This is a genomic window from Ruegeria sp. S84, from assembly GCF_056583445.1.
Window position 1 is genome coordinate 375,150 of sequence record NZ_CM152618.1, and the last position, 21,518, is coordinate 396,667.

Below are 21,518 nucleotides of genomic sequence, written 5' to 3' on the forward strand. Positions count from 1 at the left end.
TTCACAGGAGGGTTCCGAAATGGCAAGTTCAGGCAATGTTTTCAGGATATTTACACTCGCCGCAGCATGTTCACTGGCATTGGCCACTGCGGTACATGCAGACGACAAAAAGAAGAAGAACACTCTTACCGGGGCCTTGGTCGGCGCGGGCGTTGGCGCGCTGGTAGGCGATGGTAAAGGGGCTGCGGTCGGTGGGGTGGCCGGTGCGATAATCGGACATAACTGGAAGTGATCATGATGTTGAAAAATCCCATCAAATCTTCCTTCTGCGCCACGCTGTTTGTTATTCCGACGTTTGCTTTCGCGGATGAGGCTGCTGAGCAGATGGTGCAAGACGTCCTGCCAATGATGCACTATACATGCGCCTCGATCGCCGAAGCGGCCGACGGGGACGAAGCCTTTGTTGTCGAAGTCGTAGGAAAGATGACGGCCTTGTCACTCTATAATCGGCAGATCAATATCGAAGATCACGCGGCCACTGACGAGGAAAAGGCCCAACTGCGCGAAGCCTTCATCGCCGCTCTGTCCGAGGGCTGTGCCGCCGACAAGAATGCCCTTCTGGGCGGTGTGGTCGATAACGCGGTGAAGTCGACGCTGGGGTTGTAACCCCTCAGTAATGCGGCGGGCGTTCGTCGCCGAACACAACGCCGCCTGAGCCTTCCTGCGCGCGTTCCGCCTCGCGTTGCAACAGCATCTCGACGCGGCGGGTCAGGCGGTCGATCTCGTTCTGTTGGTTTGTGACGACCGAGTTCAGCTCTTCGACCGTGCGGGTCAGATGGGCGATCTGCTCTTCCAGATGCTGCATGGGGCTCTCCTTATAGGCGTCTCATAGCGACCCTGTGACGCCCTGACCAGAGAAACCCCGCCTTGCTCCGATGCGGGCCATGGGATAGACCGCGCGCGGAACACTAAATCCCAAGGACGCCCCACATGGCCAAGCCCAAGAAACAGCCCCGCCCCAAGGCCGTAACGCCGAAAGGGTTCCGTGACTATTTCGGCGAGGAAGTCACGCAGCGCACCGAGATGCTGCGGACGATTGCGGGTGTCTATCATCGTTACGGGTTCGATGCCTTGGAAAGCAGCGCGGTTGAAACGGTTGAGGCGTTGGGCAAGTTCCTGCCCGACGTGGACCGCCCGAACGAGGGCGTGTTCGCATGGCAGGAGTTTGACGAAGGCGGCTCAAAAGGTTCCGGGGGCGGCTGGATGGCCCTGCGCTATGACCTAACTGCGCCTCTGGCCCGCGTCTATGCGCAGCACCGCAACGACCTGCCGACGCCTTATCGCCGCTATGCGATGGGTCCGGTCTGGCGGAACGAGAAGCCGGGGCCGGGACGGTATCGTCAGTTTTATCAGTGCGATGCGGATACGGTGGGCACGGCCTCAATGGCTGCGGATGCCGAGATTTGCGCTATGCTGTCGGACACGCTGGAAACCGTTGGAATCCCGCGCGGTGACTATCTGGTGCGGGTCAACAACCGCAAGGTTCTGAATGGAGTGCTCGAAGCGATGGGTTTGGGTGAAGACGCCGCCGCCCGAGATAACGTTCTGCGCACGATCGACAAGTTCGACAAGGTGGGCGAGGCTGGTGTGCGTGAGCTTTTAACCAAAGGCCGATTGGATGCCTCTGGCGCTTTTATCGATGGTGTTGGTCTTAGCGGTGATCAGGCCGAGCCGGTGATTGCCTTCCTGACTTCTAAAGCTGCAGATATCGCCGGAACGCTGGCCAACCTGCGCGCCGCTGTGGGTGACAGCAAGATCGGTGCGGACGGGATCGCTGAGTTGGAGCAGATTGGTGCGCTGCTGGATGCAGGCGGGTATGGTTCGGACCGGATCGAGATTGATCCTTCGGTCGTGCGTGGCCTCGGCTATTACACCGGGCCGGTCTATGAGGCCGAACTGACCTTCGAAATATACGACGAGAAGGGCCGCAAGCGGCAATTCGGGTCGGTCTCGGGTGGTGGTCGTTATGACGATCTGGTCAAGCGGTTTACCGGACAGGAAGTACCCGCGACCGGCATCTCCATCGGTGTTGACCGATTGCTGGCCGCTTTGCGTGAAAAGGGGCGGATCGCGGCGCAAGCGACTGGCCCGGTGGTTGTGACAGTCATGGATCGCGACCGCATGGCGGATTACCAGACGATGGTCACTGAACTGAGGAATGCAGGAGTCCGGGCCGAGGTCTACTTGGGCAACCCTAAGAACTTTGGAAATCAGCTGAAATATGCGGACAAGCGGAACTCTCCGATTGCGGTGATCGAAGGCGGTGACGAAAAGGCAAATGGGATCGTGCAGATCAAGGACCTGATCCTTGGCGCCAAGATTGCCGAAAGCGCCACGCTTGAGGAATGGAAAGAACGGCCCAGCCAGTTCGAAGTGCCCCGCGGAGATCTGGTTGCTAAGGTGCGCGAGATTCTGGACAATCAGGACTGACCCATGCCGAACCGTTCCCAAATACAGGCCCGCGCCGCCATGATGCGTGTCCGGTTCGAGGCGGCGGGCGCGCAGGTGGTTGATACGCCTCTGCTGCAGCCAGCCGGGACGCTGTTGGACCTCTATGGAGAAGATATCCGCGCCCGTGCTTACGTAACCTCGGACGCGCTGCGGGGTGAGCAGATGCTGCGCCCGGATTTCACCCTGCCGGTGGTGCAGATGCACATGTCCGACGGGGCTGAACCAGCAAGATACACCTATTCCGGCGAAGTGTTCCGCCGTCAGGAACACGATCCGGATCGTGCTAATGAGTATATCCAAGTCGGCTACGAAGTATTTGATCGCGAAGACCCCGCCGGAGCCGATGCCGAGGTGTTTTCGTTATTTGCCCTGCAATTGCGCGGGCTGCCTTTGCGGGCAGCGACGGGTGATATCGGTATTCTGATCGCCGCGGTCGGGGGTCTCAAGACCACTAGTCGTCGTAAGGCTGCACTGATGCGGCATCTCTGGCGGCCTCGCCGGTTCCGCGTTTTGCTGGACCGATATGCCGGACGCAAAGCTAGTCTCGAGGGGCGCGATGCTCTGCTTGACGCGGTCGACCCATTGGCGATTGACGTGCCCATGATAGGCAAGCGCCGCACGCCCGAAATTCTCGAACGGATTGATGCCCTGCGCGAAGACCGCGCTGCGCCGCCGATCTCGGACAATGAACTGGCCGGTTTGGAGACGCTACTTAATGTGCGAGAAACCATGCCTTTCGCGCTGGAACAACTGCGTGACATTGCGGTTGATCTGCCACAGATCACATCTGCTTTGGATCGTTTGGAGGCTCGTATCGCAGCCCTGCAAGCGCGGGGCGTAGATGTGGATACACTGGATTTTGAGGCGTCTTATGGCAGGACCTCGATGGAGTACTACGACGGGTTTGTATTCGGCTTTTATGCCGAAGGCCGCCCTGATCTGCCACCGGTTGCAACCGGTGGGCGCTATGATGCGCTGACCAGGCAATTGGGTGGTGGGGCCGAGATTCCGGCAATTGGCGGCGTGATCCGCCCGGACCTGATGCTCGAAATCGAGGAGGCTGCGCAATGAGCCTGAAACTCGGTGTGCCTTCGAAGGGCCGGTTGATGGACAAGACCTTCGCATGGTTTGAAAAGCGCGGCATTACACTGTCGCGCAGCGGATCAGACCGGGAATACGCGGGCAAGGTTGATGGGATTGGTGGCGTCTCGCTGATCCTATTGTCTGCAGGAGAGATTCCGCGCGAGCTGGCGGCGGGACGCATTCATTTGGGCGTGACCGGCATCGATCTTGTGCATGAAAAGCTGCCGCGCTGGGAACAGCAGGTGGAAGAGGTTGCACCTTTGGGGTTCGGCAAGGCGGACCTTATCATCGCAACCCCAGCCTGCTGGGTCGACGTGGACACTCTGGATGATTTGGATGCAGCGGCGGCAGGTTTTCGCAGGGCGCATGGCCATCGGCTGCGGATCGCTACCAAGTACCACCGTCTGGTCCGCGAATTCCTGACCGAAGCGGGGGTGGCCGATTACACGCTGGTCGACAGCCAGGGCGCAACCGAGGGGACGGTGGTGAATGAGACAGCCGAGGCGATTGCCGATATCACCTCGACCGGGGAAACACTGCGGGCGAACCACCTGAAAATCCTGTCGGATGGGCTGATCCTGCAATCGCAGGCCACGCTGTGGCGCAGCCGCGTGGCCAAATACGATGCGGCTGAAAAGACGGCTTTGAATGAGCTGCTGGACAGGTTGGCCTAAAGCACCCCAATTTCCGCTAATGCGCGGTTCAGATCGTCGGGCAGGGCATCGTCCTGCTCGCGATTTTTAGGCAAGTCGGCAGGGGTGTCCTCAGGCTTGAGATACCGCCAGCCCTGGAATGGACGCTTCAGAGCGTTCTGCGTTCTGTGTACCTCGGGGTCCAGGACGATGGCGCAGCGGCGGATGCCATCCTCACCACGGACTTCATCCAGCCGCAGGATGCGCTGGCGGCACTGGACCACACCTTTGATCACCCAATAGATCGACCCGCCATTCAGAATTTCAGCGTCGCGCTTGGGCCACATGCGGGTGACGTGGCGCGGGTATCCGTCCTCATAGAGTGGTTTGCGGCTGTCTTGCCATGCCATCAACGTGTCGACGCTTTCTGACCCAACCGAAAGTTTGATGAGGTTTACGTACTTATCCACAGCTTTCCCACAGAGTCGTCCCAAGGGTGATCCCTATATTGTAGCCCTCATGCGCTTGTCATCAAGGTGTTGTGGTTTAGATGTGATCTGGGCTAATCTGAATGCCTCTTTCAGCACAGGGAATCACCAATGAGCCGCTTTGCCGCCCCCATCGCCGAGCAGATCTGGGATATGAAATACCGCTTCAAACAGGCGGATGGTACGCCCATCGATCAGACAGTCGAGGACAGCTGGCGGCGCATAGCTCGTGATCTGGCGCGTGTGGAAGAAGACCCGGCGCATTGGGAAAAAAATTCTATGAGGCGCTAGAGGATTTCAAATACCTTCCTGCTGGCCGCATCACCGCCGGGGCGGGCACCGCGCGACAGGTAACCCTGTTCAACTGCTTTGTGATGGGGACGATCCCCGACAGCATGGGCGGTATCTTCGACATGCTGAAAGAGGCCGCGCTGACCATGCAGCAAGGGGGCGGGATCGGCTATGATTTCTCGACCATCCGCCCGCGCGGCGCGGATGTAAAAGGGGTCGCGGCGGATGCCTCGGGGCCGCTGTCGTTCATGGATGTCTGGGACGCCATGTGCCGCACGATCATGTCTGCGGGCTCGCGCCGAGGGGCGATGATGGCGACCATACGCTGCGACCACCCCGATATCGAACAATTCATCACCGCGAAATCCGACCCGGCGCGTTTGCGCATGTTCAACATGTCGGTTCTGGTCACCGATCCATTCATGGAGGCCGTCAAGGCCGATGGACCGTGGGATCTGGTATTTGACGGAAAGGTCTATCACACCGTTCAGGCGCGGGATCTTTGGAACAAGATCATGCAGGCCACCTATGATTATGCCGAGCCGGGCGTGATCTTTATCGACCGGATCAACCAGGCGAACAACCTGAATTACGTCGAGACGATCTCGGCAACCAACCCGTGCGGAGAACAACCTCTACCGCCTTATGGTGCCTGTCTGCTGGGTTCGATCAATCTGGCACGGTTGGTTGCCGAGCCGTTCGAGGATGCCGCGCATCTGGACGAGGAGGCCTTGCAAGAGCTGGTGGCCACCGCCGTTCGCATGATGGACAACGTGGTGGACGCGTCGAAATTCCCGCTGGCCGAACAAGAAGCCGAGGCGCAGGACAAGCGCCGTATCGGGCTGGGCGTGACTGGTCTGGCCGATGCGCTGTTGATGTTGGGTCTGCGCTACGGCTCGGACGAGGCGGCGCGTCAGACCGAGCGCTGGTTGCACGCAATCGCGCGCGCCGCGTATCTGGCGTCGGTCGATTTGGCGAGGGAAAAGGGCGCTTTCCCACTGTTTGACGCCGAGAAATATCTGGCCAGCGGCACCATGCAACAGATGGATGACGATGTGCGCGACGCAATCCGCGAACACGGCATCCGCAACGCGCTACTGACCTCGATCGCGCCGACGGGTACGATTTCGCTGTATGCGGGCAACGTATCTTCGGGGATCGAGCCGGTTTTTGCCTATGCCTACACGCGCAAGGTGCTGCAAAAGGACGGTTCGCGCACCGAAGAAGAGGTTGTGGACTATGCGGTGCAGATGTGGCGCGACAAGTTTGGCGACGCCGAATTGCCCGAGTATTTCGTGAATGCGCAAACACTAAGCCCGTCCCATCACGTAAAAATGCAGGCGGCGGCTCAAAAGTGGATCGATAGTTCGATATCGAAGACGATCAACTGTCCCGAAGATATCAGCTTTGACGCCTTCAAAGACGTCTATATGCAGGCCTGGGATCAGGGGTGCAAAGGCTGCACGACCTATAGGCCAAACGATGTGACCGGCTCGGTTCTGAGCGTATCGGAAAGCGACGACAAAGCGCCAGGTGAAAGCGCGGATGCCCCGCATGAGGTTGACGGGGGCGAGGTCGTTTATATGTCCGAACCGCTTGATCGCCCACAATCGCTTGAAGGGTCGACTTACAAGCTGAAATGGCCGGACAGCGAGCACGCAATTTATCTGACAATCAACGATATCGTCATTGGCGGACGCCGTCGCCCCTTCGAGGTGTTCATTAACTCGAAGAATATGGAGCATTATGCTTGGACGCTGGCTTTGACCCGGATGATATCGGCCGTGTTCCGACGCGGTGGCGATGTGTCCTTTGTGGTCGAGGAACTGAAAGCTGTGTTCGACCCGCGCGGCGGGGCCTGGGTCAAGGGCAAATACATTCCGTCCATTCTGGCCGCGATTGGCGGCGTGATCGAGCAACACATGGTCAATATCGGCTTCCTTGAGGGCGAAGGCATGGGCCTGAAGTCCGACCCTCAGGCGCAGGTGGTCAACATGGACGCCCCGCGTGGCAAGGCTTGCCCATCCTGTGGTCAGTTCGACATGGTGATGATCGAAGGCTGCATGACTTGCCGCAGCTGCGGTCATTCTAAGTGTGGCTGATTTGGCGTAAAAGTTATCTGCAATCAATCAAAGTCGGCTATTTTCGCGGGCTTCGGATCGAAGCGAACTTAGCGCAGTGCGCCAGACGTTCACAAACATTCGACGAAAAGTATCAATATGAGGCTGTTCTTTAGCAACATTTTCGTGATTGCTGCATTTCGGTCTCTTTTCCGCCCATTTTTTCGTTGATACATAAGCACAGTTACTTGTGGGATGAGTAAAAGTGCGGGCGGACAGATGAGAACCGGTTATAACGGTCGAATAGCAATATTTTGGACACAGACGGAAGTTGACGGGCTTGAGGCGGCGCCTTTGGCCCACTTGTGCGTTGGCAGTTCTTGGTCCTGGAGGGGGCGAGGGGTCCAACTCGCCGCAAGTGCTGACCAAGTTGCGCTGCACGCAGGCTCCACCGGTCTGGGATCTATTTTGGCGGCCAGAGCCAGTTTCACCAACCCCGGCGAGATCAACGAATGTGCCAAGATCGAGTTGTCAAACGGGGCTCAGACTTTTGTTGCCGAGCTGGTGCGTGAGGTGAACGAAGCGTCACTGGTGCTTGTGTTTGAGGATGGATACCCTGAGCCTGATCAAGACTTCTGGGTCAGTTCGGCAGCTTCGCATATTGAACCTGTTGAGATTGACAGCGGTTATGACGACAAGGTTGTCGTGTTCCCGGCGGCTCGTGCAAATGCAAGTTCAGTGCCGGTAAGTCTATCAAATACTGCCGGTTGGGCCGCTGAATAACGGATACTTCTCAGAAAGATTCCAACTCTAAGCAGAAATCCTACCCTTTGCTTGCTCTGGCGTGTTGACTCTGGCCGAAGCAGGGATATAAGCGCGGCTTCATTGGTGTTGGTGGCCCCCGCGAGGGGATGCCTGTCATGGGGGAAACCTCAAGAGGACAACGCCCTTCATAGTGGCCCATCGGGGCCTCGATCTAAAGAAGGAGATCAGCCGTGACCAAACGCACGTCTGCCAAGTACAAAATCGACCGCCGGATGGGCGAAAACATCTGGGGTCGTCCGAAATCCCCGGTTAACCGTCGTGAATACGGCCCCGGCCAGCACGGCCAGCGCCGCAAGGGCAAACTGTCTGACTTCGGTCTGCAGCTGCGTGCCAAGCAGAAGCTGAAAGGCTACTACGGCGACTTGACCGAGAAGCAGTTCCGCCGCATCTATGCAGAAGCCGAACGTGTCAAAGGTGACACCGGTGAAAACCTGATCGGTCTGCTGGAGCGCCGTCTGGACGCCGTTGTTTACCGCGCCAAGTTTGTTCCGACCGTGTTCGCCGCACGTCAGTTCGTGAACCACGGCCACGTTAAAGTGAACGGCAAGCGGGTCAACATCCCGTCCTACCGCGTCAAAGAAGGCGACGTTATCGAAGTGCGTGACAAGTCCAAGCAATTGGCCGTTGTCCTGGAAGCTGTCGGCTTGGCCGAGCGTGATGTGCCTGACTACATCGACGCCGACCACTCGAAAATGACCGCGACTTTCGTGCGTGCACCGGGCCTGAGCGATGTGCCTTACCCGGTTATGATGGAACCGAACCTGGTCGTCGAATTCTACGCGAAGAACTAATCTTCGCCGACCTGTTGAGTTTAAGGGCCGCGCTTTCAGCGCGGTCTTTTTTGTTTTGATGGGGCTCTGCCCCAGTCGCTGCGCGACTCCCCGAGATATATTTGGCCAGATGAAGAGGCGGATCAGATAGGAAGCGGGCGACTTTCGGCAATGGCCTCCATTGCGAAATAGGAGGTGACGCTGTCCAGTTCGATCTTATCGATGAGGCGTTGATAGACTTTGTCGTAAGAGGCCATATCTTCTGTAACGACCTTGAGTTGATAGTCATAGTCGCCGCCAATGCGATGGAAATCGACCACTTCAGGAATGGTCAGGACATGACTGCGAAAGGCCTGCAACCATTGGGCAGAGTGGTGGCGCGTGCGTAGCATGACGAAAACCACCAGATTCAGCCCAAGCTTTTCGCGCGCGATGCGCGCCGTAGAACCTTGCAGGACACCTGTGTCGTTCAAGGCCTTTATTCTTCGCCAGCAGGCATTTTGGGACAGGCCGACCCTATCTGCCAATTCTCGCTGGGAAAGTGTTGCGTCTTTTTGCAGTTCCTTCAGAAGACGCGTGTCAATTTGATCTAATTTTTTCTCCATACAAACTCATATGACACAAATCTCGGACATATAAAGCATAAAATTGTGAGGTTTCCACAGGATGGATCAATCATATTGGAGTTAGCAATATGGAGCCTGTGTTATGACCTTGTCCAACTTTCGCGCAGAAATTCAATCTGCTGCTCACGGAAATACTCTGCGTGATGGGCTGATCGGTGAGGGGGTACTCATCCCGGGTCTGCATGGGGACGTGCCGCTTGTGTATGCGGACTACGTTGCCTCGGGTCGCGCGTTGCGACAGGTCGAAAATTTCGTGGCTGAGCATGTGTTGCCGTTCTATGCCAACAGCCACACCGAAGCCTCCTATTGCGGTTCCTATATAACCCGTTTGCGCCGCGAGGCGCGGGCCGAGATCGCCTGCATAGTTGGCGCCAAGGAAGAGGACGCGGTGATCTTTACCGGGTCTGGCGCTACAGCGGGTCTTAACCGGCTGGTTAGTCTGCTGGGAGTGCAAGAGGCTAATCAGCCGGTCGTTTTGATTGGTCCGTATGAGCATCATTCGAACATTCTGCCGTGGCGTGAAAGCAAGGCGCGGGTGATCGAGATTCCAGAAGCCGTTGACGGCGGTCCCGATATGCAGGCGCTAAAGGCGGCACTGGTAGAGCACGCAGATTCCGATCTTGTGATTGGGTCATTCTCAGCGGCGTCAAACGTCACCGGCATCATCACCGACCCTGATCCAGTGACGCGGATGCTGAAAGAGCATGGTGCGCTTGCGGTATGGGACTATGCGGGTGGTGGACCTTATTTGCCAATGGACATGGGGCCGGAAGATGCGCGGAAGGACGCGATCGTTGTCTCTCCGCATAAGTTTCCGGGTGGGCCGGGGGCGTCGGGTGTTCTGGTCGTTAACCAATGCGCTGTGAAGCGGACGTGTCCGAGTTGGCCCGGCGGTGGGACTGTCAGCTTTGTCTCGCCTTGGCGACACGACTACAGCGCCGATCTCGCGACACGAGAAGAGGCGGGTACACCAAATGTGATCGGAGACATTCGTGCGGCCCTGGTCTTCATCGTCAAGGATGAGGTCGGAACGGATGAGATCGCGCAGCGTGAGGCGCAGTGTAACCGCATGGCGTTGGATGGGTGGTCCGACAACCCACATCTGACATTGCTAGGTGCCGAGAATGCACACCGCCTGCCGATATTCTCGTTCCTCGTGTGCGATCGGAATGGGCAGCCGGTGCATCAGCAGCTGTTTACCCGGATGCTCAGCGATATCTACGGCATCCAGGCACGTGGCGGCTGTGCCTGTGCCGGACCCTATGCGCATCGTCTGCTGGGCATTGATCGGGCAACATCGGAAGAATTGCATGCGGCCCTGTCGGAGGGTGAGGAAATGAAGAAACCGGGTTGGGTGCGGTTGAATTTCTCTTACCTCATGAGCGAAGAGACCGTTCAGTTCATTATCGACAGCGTTAACGAGCTGTCGCGCCGGACCGAGGAGTTCGTCCCATTCTACAATGCCGATCCGGCGACGGCGCGCTTCAAAGCGGCGTAAGATAATTGCCGCTTTTCTCAACCCGTTGAGAAAGGTAAGAGGGGCCAAGCTAGTGGAGCCCCTCATGAACCAGATCACACCTCAACCCGGCATAATGGACATCGCGCTGTATCAGGGCGGACAGTCGCATGTTGACGGTGTTGCGGATGTCATCAAGCTGAGTTCCAACGAAAACCCATTTGGGCCAAGTCCCAAGGCGATCGAAGCGGTGCGCGAAAGTGCCGTTTCGCTGCATCGTTATCCCAGCACCGATCATTCCAGCCTGCGCGCCGCAATTTCTGAACGGCACGGACTGGATGCCAATCGGGTCATCTGCGGTGTCGGCAGTGATGAAGTGTTGCAGTTCGTAGCGCAGGCCTATGCTGGTCCGGGTGATGAGGTGATATATACCGAGCATGGATTCTCCATGTATCCGATCATCGCGCGAATGGCTGGCGCGACCCCGGTCATGGTGCCCGAGAGAGATCGCCGTGTAGACGTAGATAGCATCCTTGCTGCGGTCACTGGGCAGACACGGATTGTCTTTGTGACCAATCCGGGAAATCCTACTTCAACCATGATCTCTGACGCCGAATTGCAGAGGTTGGCGGATGCATTGCCAGCCGATTGCCTGATGGTGCTGGATGGTGCGTATGCCGAATTTGTCGATGGTTTCGATGGAGGCGCAGGGCTGGTGGACCGGTTTAGCAATGTCATCATGACCCGGACGTTTTCGAAAGTGTACGGTCTAGGTGGGATGCGCGTTGGCTGGGGCTATGCGGCGAAAGAGATTATTGATGTGCTGAACCGCGTTCGTCAGCCTTTCAACCTGTCGCTGACGGCTCTTGCGGCGGCCGAGGCCGCCGTGCGGGATGATGAATATCTGCGGTTCTGCCTATCTGAAAATGCACGCCTCCGGATTTGGTTGTCTGATGAACTGGCGAAGGTTGGCGTCGCATCCGATGTGTCATGCACGAATTTCATCCTCGCCCGCTTTGCTGACAGGGCCGAGGCGGAAGCCTGCGATGATTATTTGAAAACGCAGGGTTTGATCGTGCGGCGGGTCGCGGGCTACAACCTGCCAAACGCGCTGCGGATCACCGTAGGCGACGAAATCGCCTGCGGTCGCGTGGTTGCAGCGATTACTGCGTTCAAAGGGGGCGCTGTATGAGCCAGATTTACGACCGTGTTGCGCTGATCGGGTTGGGCCTGATCGCCTCGTCCATGTTTTGGGCAATCAAACGGGCTGGGCTTGCGGGCGAAGTGACGGGCTATGCGCGATCCGAGGCAACCCGCGAGACGGCGCGCCAGATCGGCCTTTGTGACCGGGTTTGCGAGACCGCGCAAGAGGCGGTCGAGGGTGCTGATCTGGTGGTTCTGTGTGTTCCGGTTGGCGCAATGGGACCGGTAGCGCAGCAGATTGCGCCGGTTCTAAAACCCGGTGCCACCGTTTCAGACGTGGGGTCGGTAAAGCGTCACGTGATTGACGCCGTCTCACCACACATACCTGATGGCGTTCATTTCATTCCGGCGCACCCACTGGCTGGGACCGAGCATTCCGGGCCTGAATCGGGTTTCGCCGAACTGTTCGACAACCGTTGGTGCCTGTTGGTGCCGGTCGAAGATTCCGATCCGGATGCGATCGCTCGCCTGCGGGCTTTGTGGGAGGGTCTGGGATCGAATGTTGATGAAATGGACGCCGCGCATCATGATTTGGTGCTGGCGGTCACCTCGCACGCACCTCACCTGATTGCCTATACGATGGTGGGTGTTGCGGATGATCTCCGGCGGGTTACAGACACCGAAGTCATCAAGTATTCGGCAGCTGGTTTCCGCGATTTCACCCGCATCGCGGCTTCGGACCCGACGATGTGGCGTGATGTGTTTCTGACCAACAAAGACGCAACGCTGGAGATTCTGGGCCGGTTCACGGAAGAGCTCTTTGCGCTACAGCGGGCCATCCGAACAGGTGACGGAGAGCAATTGTTCGACTACTTTACGCGCACACGGGCGATCCGCCGCGGCATCATTGATGCGGGCCAGGATACGGATGCGCCAGATTTCGGGCGGGGAAAAACATCGACATGAGAAAGATCGGTTGCAGCCATTTGATTTTCTGCGTTGCTTTGGCGGCAACGACTGCAAATGCGGCGGCGCCTGAAACTTCTATTGTGCCGTTGACGCGCCCGGAAACCACCCAAGCGATGGTGGCAATCGTCACCCCCAACATCCGGCCGGTGCTACGGCCCGCTTCGCCGCAGGTAACGGCCGCTGCAGCCCGTCCCGCTGAATTACCATTGCTCGGGCCCGAGTATTCGATCCGCCCGTTTGTGCGCCCAGAAGAATTGGAACAACGCGTCTTTCTTAAGAAACGCAAGCTGCGTAAGGGTTCAGTCTGTGGCGATATCGATATTCAGGGTAAGCCGGTTGGACGTGTGAAGGGCAAGATCAAAGCCTGCGGGATTAAGGATGCAGTGCAAATCACCTCAGTATCGGGGGTCGGGCTGAGCCGCCCAGCGACGATGGATTGCGGCACTGCACAGGCGCTGAATAATTGGGTCGACAAAACTGTAAAGCCCACGTTCAAACGCCGAGGTCCGGTGGTCGAGCTACAGGTCGCCGCGCATTACGCCTGTAGAACACGTAACAACCGTAAAGGGGCGCGGATCTCTGAGCATGGTAAAGGGCGCGCCATCGACATTTCGGGCTTCAAGATGGCCGATGGTGAGGTGGTGACGGTTCTAAATGGCTGGCGCAAAAATCCGTCCAAGAAGCAACTGACCAAGGTTTGGCGCGGCGCGTGTGGGCCATTTGGCACGGTTCTCGGACCAAACTCTGATCGCTTCCATCGGGATCATTTCCACCTAGACACCGCGCGCTACCGCAGCGGCACCTATTGCCGTTAACGCAGCACCAGTCTCGGGGCAGGACCAAGGGGCAACGGACCTAAGGCGACGAACCCATCTCGGAAATTCAGCTGTAAATCCAGCGCATTTGGATTGCCGCCCAATCCGGCCATGAACCCCAATGCGCGGGTTACCGGATCAACCGCCTGATCGGGCAGCGCACCTGCGGCGTTTGCCATCGCAATCATGTCGCGCCAATTCTCGGCCTTCATCGCGATTTCACCCGTTGGAATGCCCTGTTCGTCAACTTCCAGTTCGCCGGTGGCGAACAGACGCAGCTCACCCCATTTCATTTCTGCCAAACGCAGATCAATCGCAACGGGTTGGGGGCGACGCTGCTCAAGTGCGGTGCGGTCCCAGGGTTTGTCGAAAGTGACAAACATATCCATTTCCAGCGTTTCGAACGATTGCGGCAGGGTCGATGCTGAACGCATCAGGCGTCTCAGATCATCGCCGGGGGTAAATCCGTCGATCTTCGCAGTAATCCCATAGCTTTCGGGCGCTCCAGATTGCTCCATCACAAGGCTCAGCGACTGGCCTCCGGCTTGCGGATCACCTTCGGTTGTCAGCAGCCAGCGCTTTGAGGTCAGCGCCATTTTCTCGAGCACCAGCGCGACACCGGGTTGGAGCTGCAATTCGGCTTGTAGCGCTTCGGCCTGAACGGTCGTGGTCTGGTCGAAATAGGAAAGGCGCTGCGGCGTACTGGCAAAGCGCAGCATCTGGCGGCCGGGCCAGATTGCTGGGCTTTGGAACTCGACCCAGTCCGCACTCCACGCCGTTCCGTTGACCGGATCGGCCAAAGCGGGATTATTCAGGCGTGTGATGTGCTGAAACGGATATCCGGCCGTCGACACGTCCGAGAATTCGGCCTGCCAGCCCAGTTCTTGCTGTCGGTCAAACCAACCGGTCAGGGCGTTTCGCAGACCATAACCGGCGACAAACCAGTAGGCGCTCCACGCGAGGGCGATAAATACGAAAACGCGTACCAGACGGCGCATGATGAATGGCCCTTTTTCCTGCCTCGGATTTGATGTTTATAGGGCCAAACGGGCAAGGACCAGTGCAATGACGATGTGGGTATTCGGATATGGATCGCTGCTGTGGAACCCGGGCTTTCCGGTGGCACGCAGCGAACGCGCTAAATTGCACGGATATGCGCGGTCGTTTTGCATGCGCTCTATCCACCATCGCGGCACGGAAGAAGACCCCGGTTTGGTATTGGCGCTGGACGAACAGCCAGACGCGCATTGCACTGGATTGGCGCTTGCTGTCGAGGCAGGTCACGAAGAGCGGACTTTGGCTGAATTGCGTGAGCGTGAGCTGATCTCGTCAGCCTATCTGGAGCGGATGCTGGACGTGCATCTGGACTGCGGGCAGATCGTAAATGCAGTGACTTACGTCATCGATGCTCACCACGTTCAGTATTGCGGCGGTCTTCCATTGGAAGAGCAGGCTCAGATCATCGCCCACGCGGTTGGCGGACGTGGGCCAAATACCGAATATCTCTACAATACTGCCTCGCACTTGACCGAGATCGGACTGCACGACCCTGATCTTGAGTGGTTGTCGCAACGGGTGCGGACAATCAGCGCATAAACTCTTGGCGTCACGGGGCGAACTTCGATAGGTTCAGCCCAGAGCAGACAATACCAGGAGCCACGCGCATGGCGCAGGCACAACAGGGCGTGAGACCACATTTCTCACAACCGATCCGTCAGATTTTGATGATGCTGATCGCAATAGGGCTGTCAGGACTTGGCGTGTTCATGGCGTTGCCATATGTACTGCCGGTTGTTCAGGCCAATCTGTATCTTAACGGGTTCATTTTGCTGGTCTTTGTCATCGGTGTCGCTGCCTGTTTTCTGCAGGTCACACAGCTGATCGGATCGGTTCGTTGGATCGAAGCCTTTGCCGGAGGGGTCGAACGTGACGATGTGCGCCCGCCGCAACTGCTTACCCCACTGGCGTCGTTGTTGAGGGAACGCGGGGCGCGGTCTCAGATCAGCTCTAGCTCTACCCGATCGATCCTCGATTCCGTCGCCGAACGGGTCGAAGAAGAGCGCGAGATCACCCGCTACATCACCAACGTGCTGATCTACCTTGGCCTACTGGGGACATTTTTTGGTTTGGCCACCACTGTCCCCGCCATCGTTGATACGATCCGCAGCCTGAACCCGCAGGAAGGTGAAGAAGGTCTGGCCGTCTTCAACCGTCTGATGACAGGATTGGAAGCGCAGCTGCAGGGCATGGGCGTTGCTTTTGGGTCGTCATTGCTGGGTCTGGCCGGATCCTTGATCGTCGGTTTGCTGGAACTATTCGCGGGCCATGGCCAGAACCGGTTCTATCGCGAATTGGAAGAATGGTTGTCCTCAATCACCCGCGTTGGCTTTGCTGCGGGCGATGAGGGCGGCGCGGAACTGGCCGTGCTGACCCCAGTACTGGACGCCATGTCCGAGCAGATGGATGCGCTGCAGGATATGTTCTCGGCGCAAGAAGCTGATCGGACGGACGTATCAGCCAAGCTGGGGCAATTGGTCGATGTCATCGGGGAAATGAACCAGCGTCAGGCCAAGACCGAAGGTGTTACGGCTGCGCTTGAGCGTGTGGCGCTGGGGCAGGACGCGTTGCTTGATCACATGCGCGAACATGGCGCGGGCGAGGGGATCGATGCGGAAAGCCGCATGCGCCTGCGGTCAATGGATGTGCAGTTGCTGCGTATCCTCGAAGAGATTTCCGCCGGTCGCCAGGACAGCATGAACGAGCTGCGCAAGGATTTTGAGCTACTGGTCAAAGCATTGACCTTGCCACGGGGCGCCGTACGTACGCCGCCAGAAGGAGAGTAACTCATGGCGCTGTCCCGCCGCACAGGTCAACGGTTTTCGGGCTCGGTCTGGCCCGGCTTCGTGGATGCGATGACGGGATTGTTGATGGTGCTGACCTTTGTGCTGACCATCTTCATGGTCGTGCAATTTGTGCTGCGCGAAACCATTTCAGGTCAAGAGGATGAACTGACTGCGCTGTCCGACGAAATCGCCGCGCTGGCCGGGGCGCTGGGGCTGGAAGAGCGGGAAAACAGCCGTCTTCAAGCGCGTCTTGGGAACTTGAATGCAACGCTTAATCAGGTCGAAGATGATCTGGCGCAGGCACAAACCCGCATAACCGACTTTGAAGCACAGGTCGCGGCTTTGCTGGCTGATCAGGCGCGTGCGCAGGGGGATATCGCCGCGCTAGAAACGCAACGCGATGAGTTGCTAAATGAACAAGATGCCTTGAATTTGGCACTTGCTCAAAGCAGACAAGAAATCGACGCACAGGCTGAAGCCGCCCGCCTTGCCGCGGCTCGACGCGAAGCACTTGAAGCTCTCGTCGCCGAACTTGAAACCAGCGAAGATGCACAGGCAGCTCAGATATCCGAGCTAGAACAGCAACTGACCGAGGAAGAAGCCGCGCGTCTGGCCGAAGCCGCCGCTGCTGAGGCGTTGCGTGATCGATTGCAGAATGCAGATGCCGAACTGACAGCGATGACCTTGGCGCTGGAAGCGCAGCGAAAGGAAGCAGAGGATACCCTGACTTTGCTAGCTGCGGCACAGGCTGCCAAGGCAGAGCTTGAGCGTCAGTTCGGTGAGATCAATGCCGAAGAACTGAGGGAACAACTGCAGGCGGCGCTGGATGCCCAAACCCAAGCACAAGCAAATGAAGCTGAACAAAGGTCGCTGGCCGAGGAGCGCGCGGCGCTGCTGGCGCTCGCCCGAGAGGCGCTTGCATCGGAACAGGAAATCTCGACCGAAGCGCAACGTCAGACCGCGCTGCTTAATCAGCAGATGGCAGCCCTGCGCAGCCAGTTGGGATCGCTGCAGGCTTTGTTAGACGATTACGAAGAACGTAATACCGCCGCTGAGATCCAGATACAGACGCTGGGCCAGGATCTGAACGCCGCTCTGGCGCGTGCGGCCTCAGAAGAGCGTCGTCGCCGACTGCTGGAAGAAGCTGAACGCATCCGGCTGGAGGCCGAGGCCGAGAAATTGGCGGGCCAAAATCAGGAACTTGCGGCGCAGGCTGAGGATTTGCAGCGCTATCGCTCGGAATTCTTCGGACGGTTGCGCGATGTGCTGGGTGATCAGGATGGTGTGCGCATCGAAGGTGACCGCTTCGTGTTCTCGTCGGAAGTGCTGTTTGCCACCGGGTCCGCAAACCTGTCCGCGGAAGGCCGTCAGGAGGTTGCCAAAGTTGCCAATATCCTGCGAAGCGTTGCCGCCGAAATACCCGAAGGGTTGAACTGGGTCATCCGTGTCGATGGTCACACCGACAATGTGCCACTTGCAGGAAGCGGACGATATCGCGACAACTGGGAGCTCAGCCAGGGCCGTGCCCTTTCTGTGGTGCGCTACATGGTTGATGCGCTGGGCATTCCACCTGATCGTTTGGCGGCAAACGGGTTCGGAGAATTCCAGCCTGTTAATCCCGCCGACACACCCGAAGCGCGCGCCCAGAATCGTCGGATCGAGTTGAAGCTGACAGAGCGATAAGGCTGGTACGAACCACCTTTGATTACCTGACAAACATGAAAAACGCCCACCGAGAGGGCGGGCGTTTTTCGTTATAGAAGCCGTGGGTTAGTCCGCTGTCAAAAGCGGGGGCTTGTCGCCCGGAATGCGGGGCTGATCGGGACCCAGGATTTCCAGGTTCAGCTCGCCCTTCTTCATCGAGACGCGGACCACGCCGCCTTTGGCCAGTTTGCCGAATAGCAGTTCCTCGGCCAGAGGTTTCTTGATGTGCTCCTGAATGACACGACCCAGAGGACGCGCACCCATCTTGTCATCATAGCCTTTGTCGGCCAGCCATTCGGCGGCGCGGGGTGTCAGATCGATGGTCACGCCACGATCCAGCAACTGCGCTTCAAGTTGCAGGACGAATTTCTCGACGACCTGCAGGATGACCTCTTTCGGCAGCGGCGCGAATGAGATCACGGCGTCCAGACGGTTGCGGAATTCCGGCGTGAACATGCGTTCGATGGCGGCGGTGTCCTCACCCTCGCGGCGATCACGGGCAAAGCCGATGGCTGCCTTAGCCTGTTCCTGAGCACCCGCGTTGGAGGTCATGATCAGCACTACATTGCGGAAGTTCACCGTCCGGCCATTGTGGTCGGTCAGTTCGCCGTGATCCATCACCTGCAACAGGATGTTGAACACGTCCGGATGCGCTTTTTCAATCTCATCCAACAGCAATACGCAATGCGGATGCTGGTCAACGCCATCGGTCAGCAGACCGCCCTGATCAAACCCGACATAGCCCGGAGGTGCACCAATCAGGCGGCTGACGGCGTGCTTCTCCATGTATTCCGACATGTCGAAGCGCAGCAGTTCCACACCCAGCGTATCTGCCAACTGTTTCGCCACCTCGGTTTTACCCACACCGGTCGGACCGGCAAACAAGTAGTTGCCAATGGGTTTTTCAGGCTCCCTCAAACCGGCACGGGCCAGTTTGATGGCGCTGGACAGCGCTTCGATGGCTTCATCCTGACCGAACACCACGCGTTTCAGCGAGGTTTCGAGATCTTTCAGAACTTCGGCATCGTCTTTGGTGACGTTCTTGGGCGGAATACGCGCGATCTTGGCAACCACCGCCTCAATCTCTTTGACGCCGATGGTCTTGCGACGCTTGCTTTCGGCCAGCAGGTGCTGTGCCGCCCCGGCCTCATCGATCACATCGATGGCCTTGTCGGGCAGTTTGCGGTCATTGATGTAGCGCGCCGACAGTTCGACAGCCGTCTTGATCGCGTCGGCAGTATATTTGATCGAGTGATGCTCTTCGAAATAGGGTTTCAAGCCACGCAGAATTTTTACACTGTCCTCGACCGACGGTTCGTTCACGTCGATTTTCTGGAATCGGCGGCTCAGCGCGCGGTCTTTTTCGAAATGCTGACGGAACTCTTTATACGTGGTCGAGCCCATGGTGCGCAGTTTGCCACCCTGAAGCGCTGGCTTCAGCAGGTTCGATGCATCCATCGCACCGCCCGAGGTCGCACCCGCGCCGATTACCGTATGAATTTCGTCGATGAAGAGAACCGCGTCGGGGTGCTCTTCCAACTCAGTCACAACAGCTTTCAGCCGCTCCTCGAAATCACCGCGATAGCGGGTTCCGGCGAGCAGGGCACCCATATCCAGCGAATAGATTGTGGTTTCCGACAGAACGTCCGGTGCCTCACCAGCCACGATCTTATGCGCAAGACCTTCGGCGATGGCGGTCTTGCCGACACCGGGATCACCCACCAGCAGCGGGTTGTTCTTGCGACGACGGCACAGCACCTGAATGCAGCGTTCAACCTCGTCCGAGCGTCCGATCAGCGGATCGACATCACCGGCGCGCGATTTGGCGTTCAGATCAACGCAATACTTGCCAAGCGCGCTTTCCTTTTGATCGGCATCGCTGCTGGCTGTTTGCGCTTCTTCTTCAGCTTCATCGGCTCCGGTTACCGGGCGGTTTTCACCGTAGGCGGGATCTTTGGCCACGCCATGCGCGATGAAGTTCACCGCGTCATAGCGGGTCATGTCCTGTTCCTGCAGGAAATAGGCCGCGTTGCTTTCACGCTCGGCAAAGATCGCGACAAGAACATTGGCCCCAGTCACCTCGGTGCGGCCAGAGCTTTGAACGTGGATTGCGGCACGCTGAATGACGCGCTGGAATGCCGCCGTTGGTACGGCTTCGGACCCGTCGATATCTGTGACCAGGTTCGACAGATCTTCGTCGATGAATTCGACAAGTGTGCTGCGCAACTCATCAAGATCAACACTGCACGCTTTCATGACGCGTACCGCATCGGGTTCTTCCAACAGCGCCAGCAGCAGATGCTCTAGCGTTGCGAATTCATGTCGCCGTTCATTCGCCGCCGCAAGGGCCGCGTGGATGGCTTGTTCAAGTGTGCTCGAGAATGAAGGCACGCGGGTGCTCCTCTGTATTGGGCCGGAAGGGGGCGGGCTGCAGGCCGGATCCCCATCCCAACCATGTCCTCATACTATTAGAGTTTGGTTGATCCCGCCCCGGCTTCAAGGGTTTTCTTTCACTTGACAGTCACATTTGTTGTGACCGTGGCCGTGATTGGGGCTTGAAACGGGTTAAAAGCTGTCTTTTTGGGCTCGAATTTCGGCGAATACGGACACGGGATCAGAGTTTTCCATGCCCAGATGGGCCTGAATCGCCGGATCAGTGGCCCTTAGAAACGGATTTGTCGCCTTTTCCAGGCCTAAAAGCGAAGGCACAGTGGGTTCTCCGGCAGCGCGGGCGCGATTAATATCGGCCACGCGGTCAAGCAAGGCTGGGTTGTCGGGATCGATGGTCAGGGCGAACTTGGCGTTTGCCTGTGTGTATTCGTGGCCTGAGCACACGATTGTTTCATCGGGCAGGGCCGCCAACTTGCTGAGAGAGGCCCACATTTGCGCAGGCGTGCCCTCGAACAATCGCCCACATCCCAGCGCCATCAGGCTGTCAGCGGTGAATACAACGCCAGTTTGGCGCATGTAGAATGCAATGTGCCCAATTGTGTGCCCGGACACATCAAGAACCTCGACCGGCTCACCGCCGATATAAAAAGTGTCACCTTCAACCACCGCCTGATCGAGTTTTGGCAACCGATGCTCATCTGCTTTTGCGCCGATCACACGCGCGGGCTGTTTCGCCAGAATGTCGCCCAGCCCGTCCACATGATCCCAATGATGATGGGTCAGCAACACATGGCTTAGCTGCCAGCCGCGCAGAATCCAGTTCGGCCAGAATCGGAGCTGCCTCTGGCGCATCGATCAAGGCAGTCTCACCGCTGGCCGGATCATGGGCTAGAAAGGCGTAATTATCGCTGAGGCAAGGAATGGTAACGATCTCAAGAGGCATGGCCTTTTGCCCTTTCATTGCTAGACTG

The 21,518-nt window shown here is 57.9% G+C and carries 19 protein-coding genes and 2 pseudogenes; 15 read left to right on the plus strand and 6 right to left on the minus strand.

What is annotated here, in order from left to right; translation table 11 throughout:
- Nucleotides 1-19 precede the first annotated feature (19 nt).
- A complete protein-coding gene (locus tag AC1DFB_RS01945) occupies nucleotides 20-232 on the plus strand; it encodes a YMGG-like glycine zipper-containing protein (protein WP_170392486.1) in 213 nt (70 codons plus the stop codon).
- Between the two features lie 2 nt (nucleotides 233-234).
- Entirely contained in the window at nucleotides 235-606 is a 372-nt protein-coding gene (locus AC1DFB_RS01950; protein WP_480922025.1) for a hypothetical protein, read from the plus strand.
- 4 nt (nucleotides 607-610) lie between these two features.
- Here the strand turns inward: AC1DFB_RS01950 and AC1DFB_RS01955 are convergent, their stop codons facing one another.
- Entirely contained in the window at nucleotides 611-805 is a 195-nt protein-coding gene (locus AC1DFB_RS01955) for a SlyX family protein (protein ID WP_170392484.1), read from the minus strand.
- Nucleotides 806-930: 125 nt separating this feature from the next.
- On the opposite strand from AC1DFB_RS01955, the gene hisS reads away from it, so the two are divergent.
- The 3 genes from hisS to hisG are packed head-to-tail and all read left to right on the plus strand — an operon-like array spanning nucleotide 931 to nucleotide 4,208.
- Nucleotides 931-2,430: a histidine--tRNA ligase gene (hisS, locus tag AC1DFB_RS01960; RefSeq protein ID WP_480922026.1), complete on the plus strand. Its 1,500-nt coding sequence runs from the start codon at nucleotides 931-933 to the stop codon at nucleotides 2,428-2,430.
- 3 nt (nucleotides 2,431-2,433) lie between these two features.
- Nucleotides 2,434-3,522 (plus strand): ATP phosphoribosyltransferase regulatory subunit, encoded by a 1,089-nt coding sequence (locus AC1DFB_RS01965; protein WP_170392482.1) that lies wholly within the window; start codon nucleotides 2,434-2,436, stop codon nucleotides 3,520-3,522.
- On the plus strand, nucleotides 3,519-4,208 hold the full coding sequence (gene hisG, locus AC1DFB_RS01970) for an ATP phosphoribosyltransferase (protein ID WP_170401909.1): 690 nt from the start codon (nucleotides 3,519-3,521) through the stop codon (nucleotides 4,206-4,208). Before AC1DFB_RS01965 ends, hisG begins: the two co-directional genes overlap by 4 nt.
- Here hisG and AC1DFB_RS01975 read toward each other — a convergent pair.
- Nucleotides 4,205-4,636, minus strand: a complete 432-nt coding sequence (locus AC1DFB_RS01975) for a DUF1489 family protein (RefSeq protein WP_170392480.1) — start codon at nucleotides 4,634-4,636, stop codon at nucleotides 4,205-4,207. The two genes, hisG and AC1DFB_RS01975, sit on opposite strands and share 4 nt — an antisense overlap.
- 129 nt (nucleotides 4,637-4,765) lie before the next feature.
- On the opposite strand from AC1DFB_RS01975, the pseudogene AC1DFB_RS01980 reads away from it, so the two are divergent.
- The 3 genes and pseudogenes from AC1DFB_RS01980 (at nucleotide 4,766) to rpsD (ending at nucleotide 8,621) form a co-directional block, all read left to right on the plus strand.
- Nucleotides 4,766-7,047 (plus strand): annotated as a pseudogene (locus tag AC1DFB_RS01980) (adenosylcobalamin-dependent ribonucleoside-diphosphate reductase).
- Between the two features lie 426 nt (nucleotides 7,048-7,473).
- On the plus strand, nucleotides 7,474-7,788 hold the full coding sequence (locus AC1DFB_RS01985) for a hypothetical protein (RefSeq protein ID WP_480454129.1): 315 nt from the start codon (nucleotides 7,474-7,476) through the stop codon (nucleotides 7,786-7,788).
- Nucleotides 7,789-8,000: 212 nt separating this feature from the next.
- Nucleotides 8,001-8,621, plus strand: a complete 621-nt coding sequence (gene rpsD / locus AC1DFB_RS01990) for a 30S ribosomal protein S4 (RefSeq protein WP_170392466.1) — start codon at nucleotides 8,001-8,003, stop codon at nucleotides 8,619-8,621.
- A gap of 122 nt (nucleotides 8,622-8,743) precedes the next feature.
- Here the strand turns inward: rpsD and AC1DFB_RS01995 are convergent, their stop codons facing one another.
- Nucleotides 8,744-9,205, minus strand: a complete 462-nt coding sequence (locus AC1DFB_RS01995; protein ID WP_170401903.1) for an Lrp/AsnC family transcriptional regulator — start codon at nucleotides 9,203-9,205, stop codon at nucleotides 8,744-8,746.
- Nucleotides 9,206-9,308: 103 nt separating this feature from the next.
- On the opposite strand from AC1DFB_RS01995, the gene AC1DFB_RS02000 reads away from it, so the two are divergent.
- The 4 genes from AC1DFB_RS02000 to AC1DFB_RS02015 all read left to right on the plus strand — a co-directional run bounded on the left by AC1DFB_RS02000 (nucleotide 9,309) and on the right by AC1DFB_RS02015 (nucleotide 13,609).
- A complete protein-coding gene (locus AC1DFB_RS02000) occupies nucleotides 9,309-10,724 on the plus strand; it encodes an aminotransferase class V-fold PLP-dependent enzyme (protein WP_480922027.1) in 1,416 nt (471 codons plus the stop codon).
- A 64-nt stretch (nucleotides 10,725-10,788) separates the two neighbouring features.
- Complete coding sequence (gene hisC, locus AC1DFB_RS02005) at nucleotides 10,789-11,874, plus strand: histidinol-phosphate transaminase (RefSeq protein WP_480922028.1); 1,086 nt, start codon at nucleotides 10,789-10,791, stop codon at nucleotides 11,872-11,874.
- Nucleotides 11,871-12,791 (plus strand): prephenate/arogenate dehydrogenase family protein, encoded by a 921-nt coding sequence (locus tag AC1DFB_RS02010; protein ID WP_170636084.1) that lies wholly within the window; start codon nucleotides 11,871-11,873, stop codon nucleotides 12,789-12,791. Before hisC ends, AC1DFB_RS02010 begins: the two co-directional genes overlap by 4 nt.
- Nucleotides 12,788-13,609 (plus strand): extensin-like domain-containing protein, encoded by an 822-nt coding sequence (locus AC1DFB_RS02015; RefSeq protein ID WP_480922029.1) that lies wholly within the window; start codon nucleotides 12,788-12,790, stop codon nucleotides 13,607-13,609. Before AC1DFB_RS02010 ends, AC1DFB_RS02015 begins: the two co-directional genes overlap by 4 nt.
- Here the strand turns inward: AC1DFB_RS02015 and AC1DFB_RS02020 are convergent.
- Nucleotides 13,606-14,607 (minus strand): DUF2125 domain-containing protein, encoded by a 1,002-nt coding sequence (locus AC1DFB_RS02020; protein ID WP_170401896.1) that lies wholly within the window; start codon nucleotides 14,605-14,607, stop codon nucleotides 13,606-13,608. The genes AC1DFB_RS02015 and AC1DFB_RS02020 overlap by 4 nt on opposite strands.
- A gap of 67 nt (nucleotides 14,608-14,674) precedes the next feature.
- Here AC1DFB_RS02020 and AC1DFB_RS02025 point away from each other — a divergent pair, with 67 nt between their 5' ends.
- The 3 genes from AC1DFB_RS02025 (at nucleotide 14,675) to AC1DFB_RS02035 (ending at nucleotide 18,135) form a co-directional block, all read left to right on the plus strand.
- Complete coding sequence (locus AC1DFB_RS02025) at nucleotides 14,675-15,205, plus strand: gamma-glutamylcyclotransferase (protein WP_170392457.1); 531 nt, start codon at nucleotides 14,675-14,677, stop codon at nucleotides 15,203-15,205.
- A 68-nt stretch (nucleotides 15,206-15,273) separates the two neighbouring features.
- Nucleotides 15,274-16,452, plus strand: coding sequence for a biopolymer transporter ExbB (locus AC1DFB_RS02030; protein WP_480922030.1), 1,179 nt, complete (start codon nucleotides 15,274-15,276; stop codon nucleotides 16,450-16,452).
- Nucleotides 16,453-16,455: 3 nt separating this feature from the next.
- Nucleotides 16,456-18,135 carry a peptidoglycan -binding protein gene (locus AC1DFB_RS02035; protein WP_170636080.1) on the plus strand — a complete coding sequence of 560 codons (1,680 nt, stop codon included), beginning with the start codon at nucleotides 16,456-16,458 and terminating at the stop codon, nucleotides 18,133-18,135.
- Between the two features lie 87 nt (nucleotides 18,136-18,222).
- On the opposite strand, the gene clpA is transcribed toward AC1DFB_RS02035, so the two are convergent.
- Nucleotides 18,223-20,547, minus strand: a complete 2,325-nt coding sequence (clpA, locus tag AC1DFB_RS02040) for an ATP-dependent Clp protease ATP-binding subunit ClpA (RefSeq protein WP_170588742.1) — start codon at nucleotides 20,545-20,547, stop codon at nucleotides 18,223-18,225.
- Nucleotides 20,548-20,721: 174 nt separating this feature from the next.
- Nucleotides 20,722-21,490, minus strand: a pseudogene (gene gloB / locus AC1DFB_RS02045) (hydroxyacylglutathione hydrolase).
- Nucleotides 21,491-21,518: the final 28 nt, after the last annotated feature.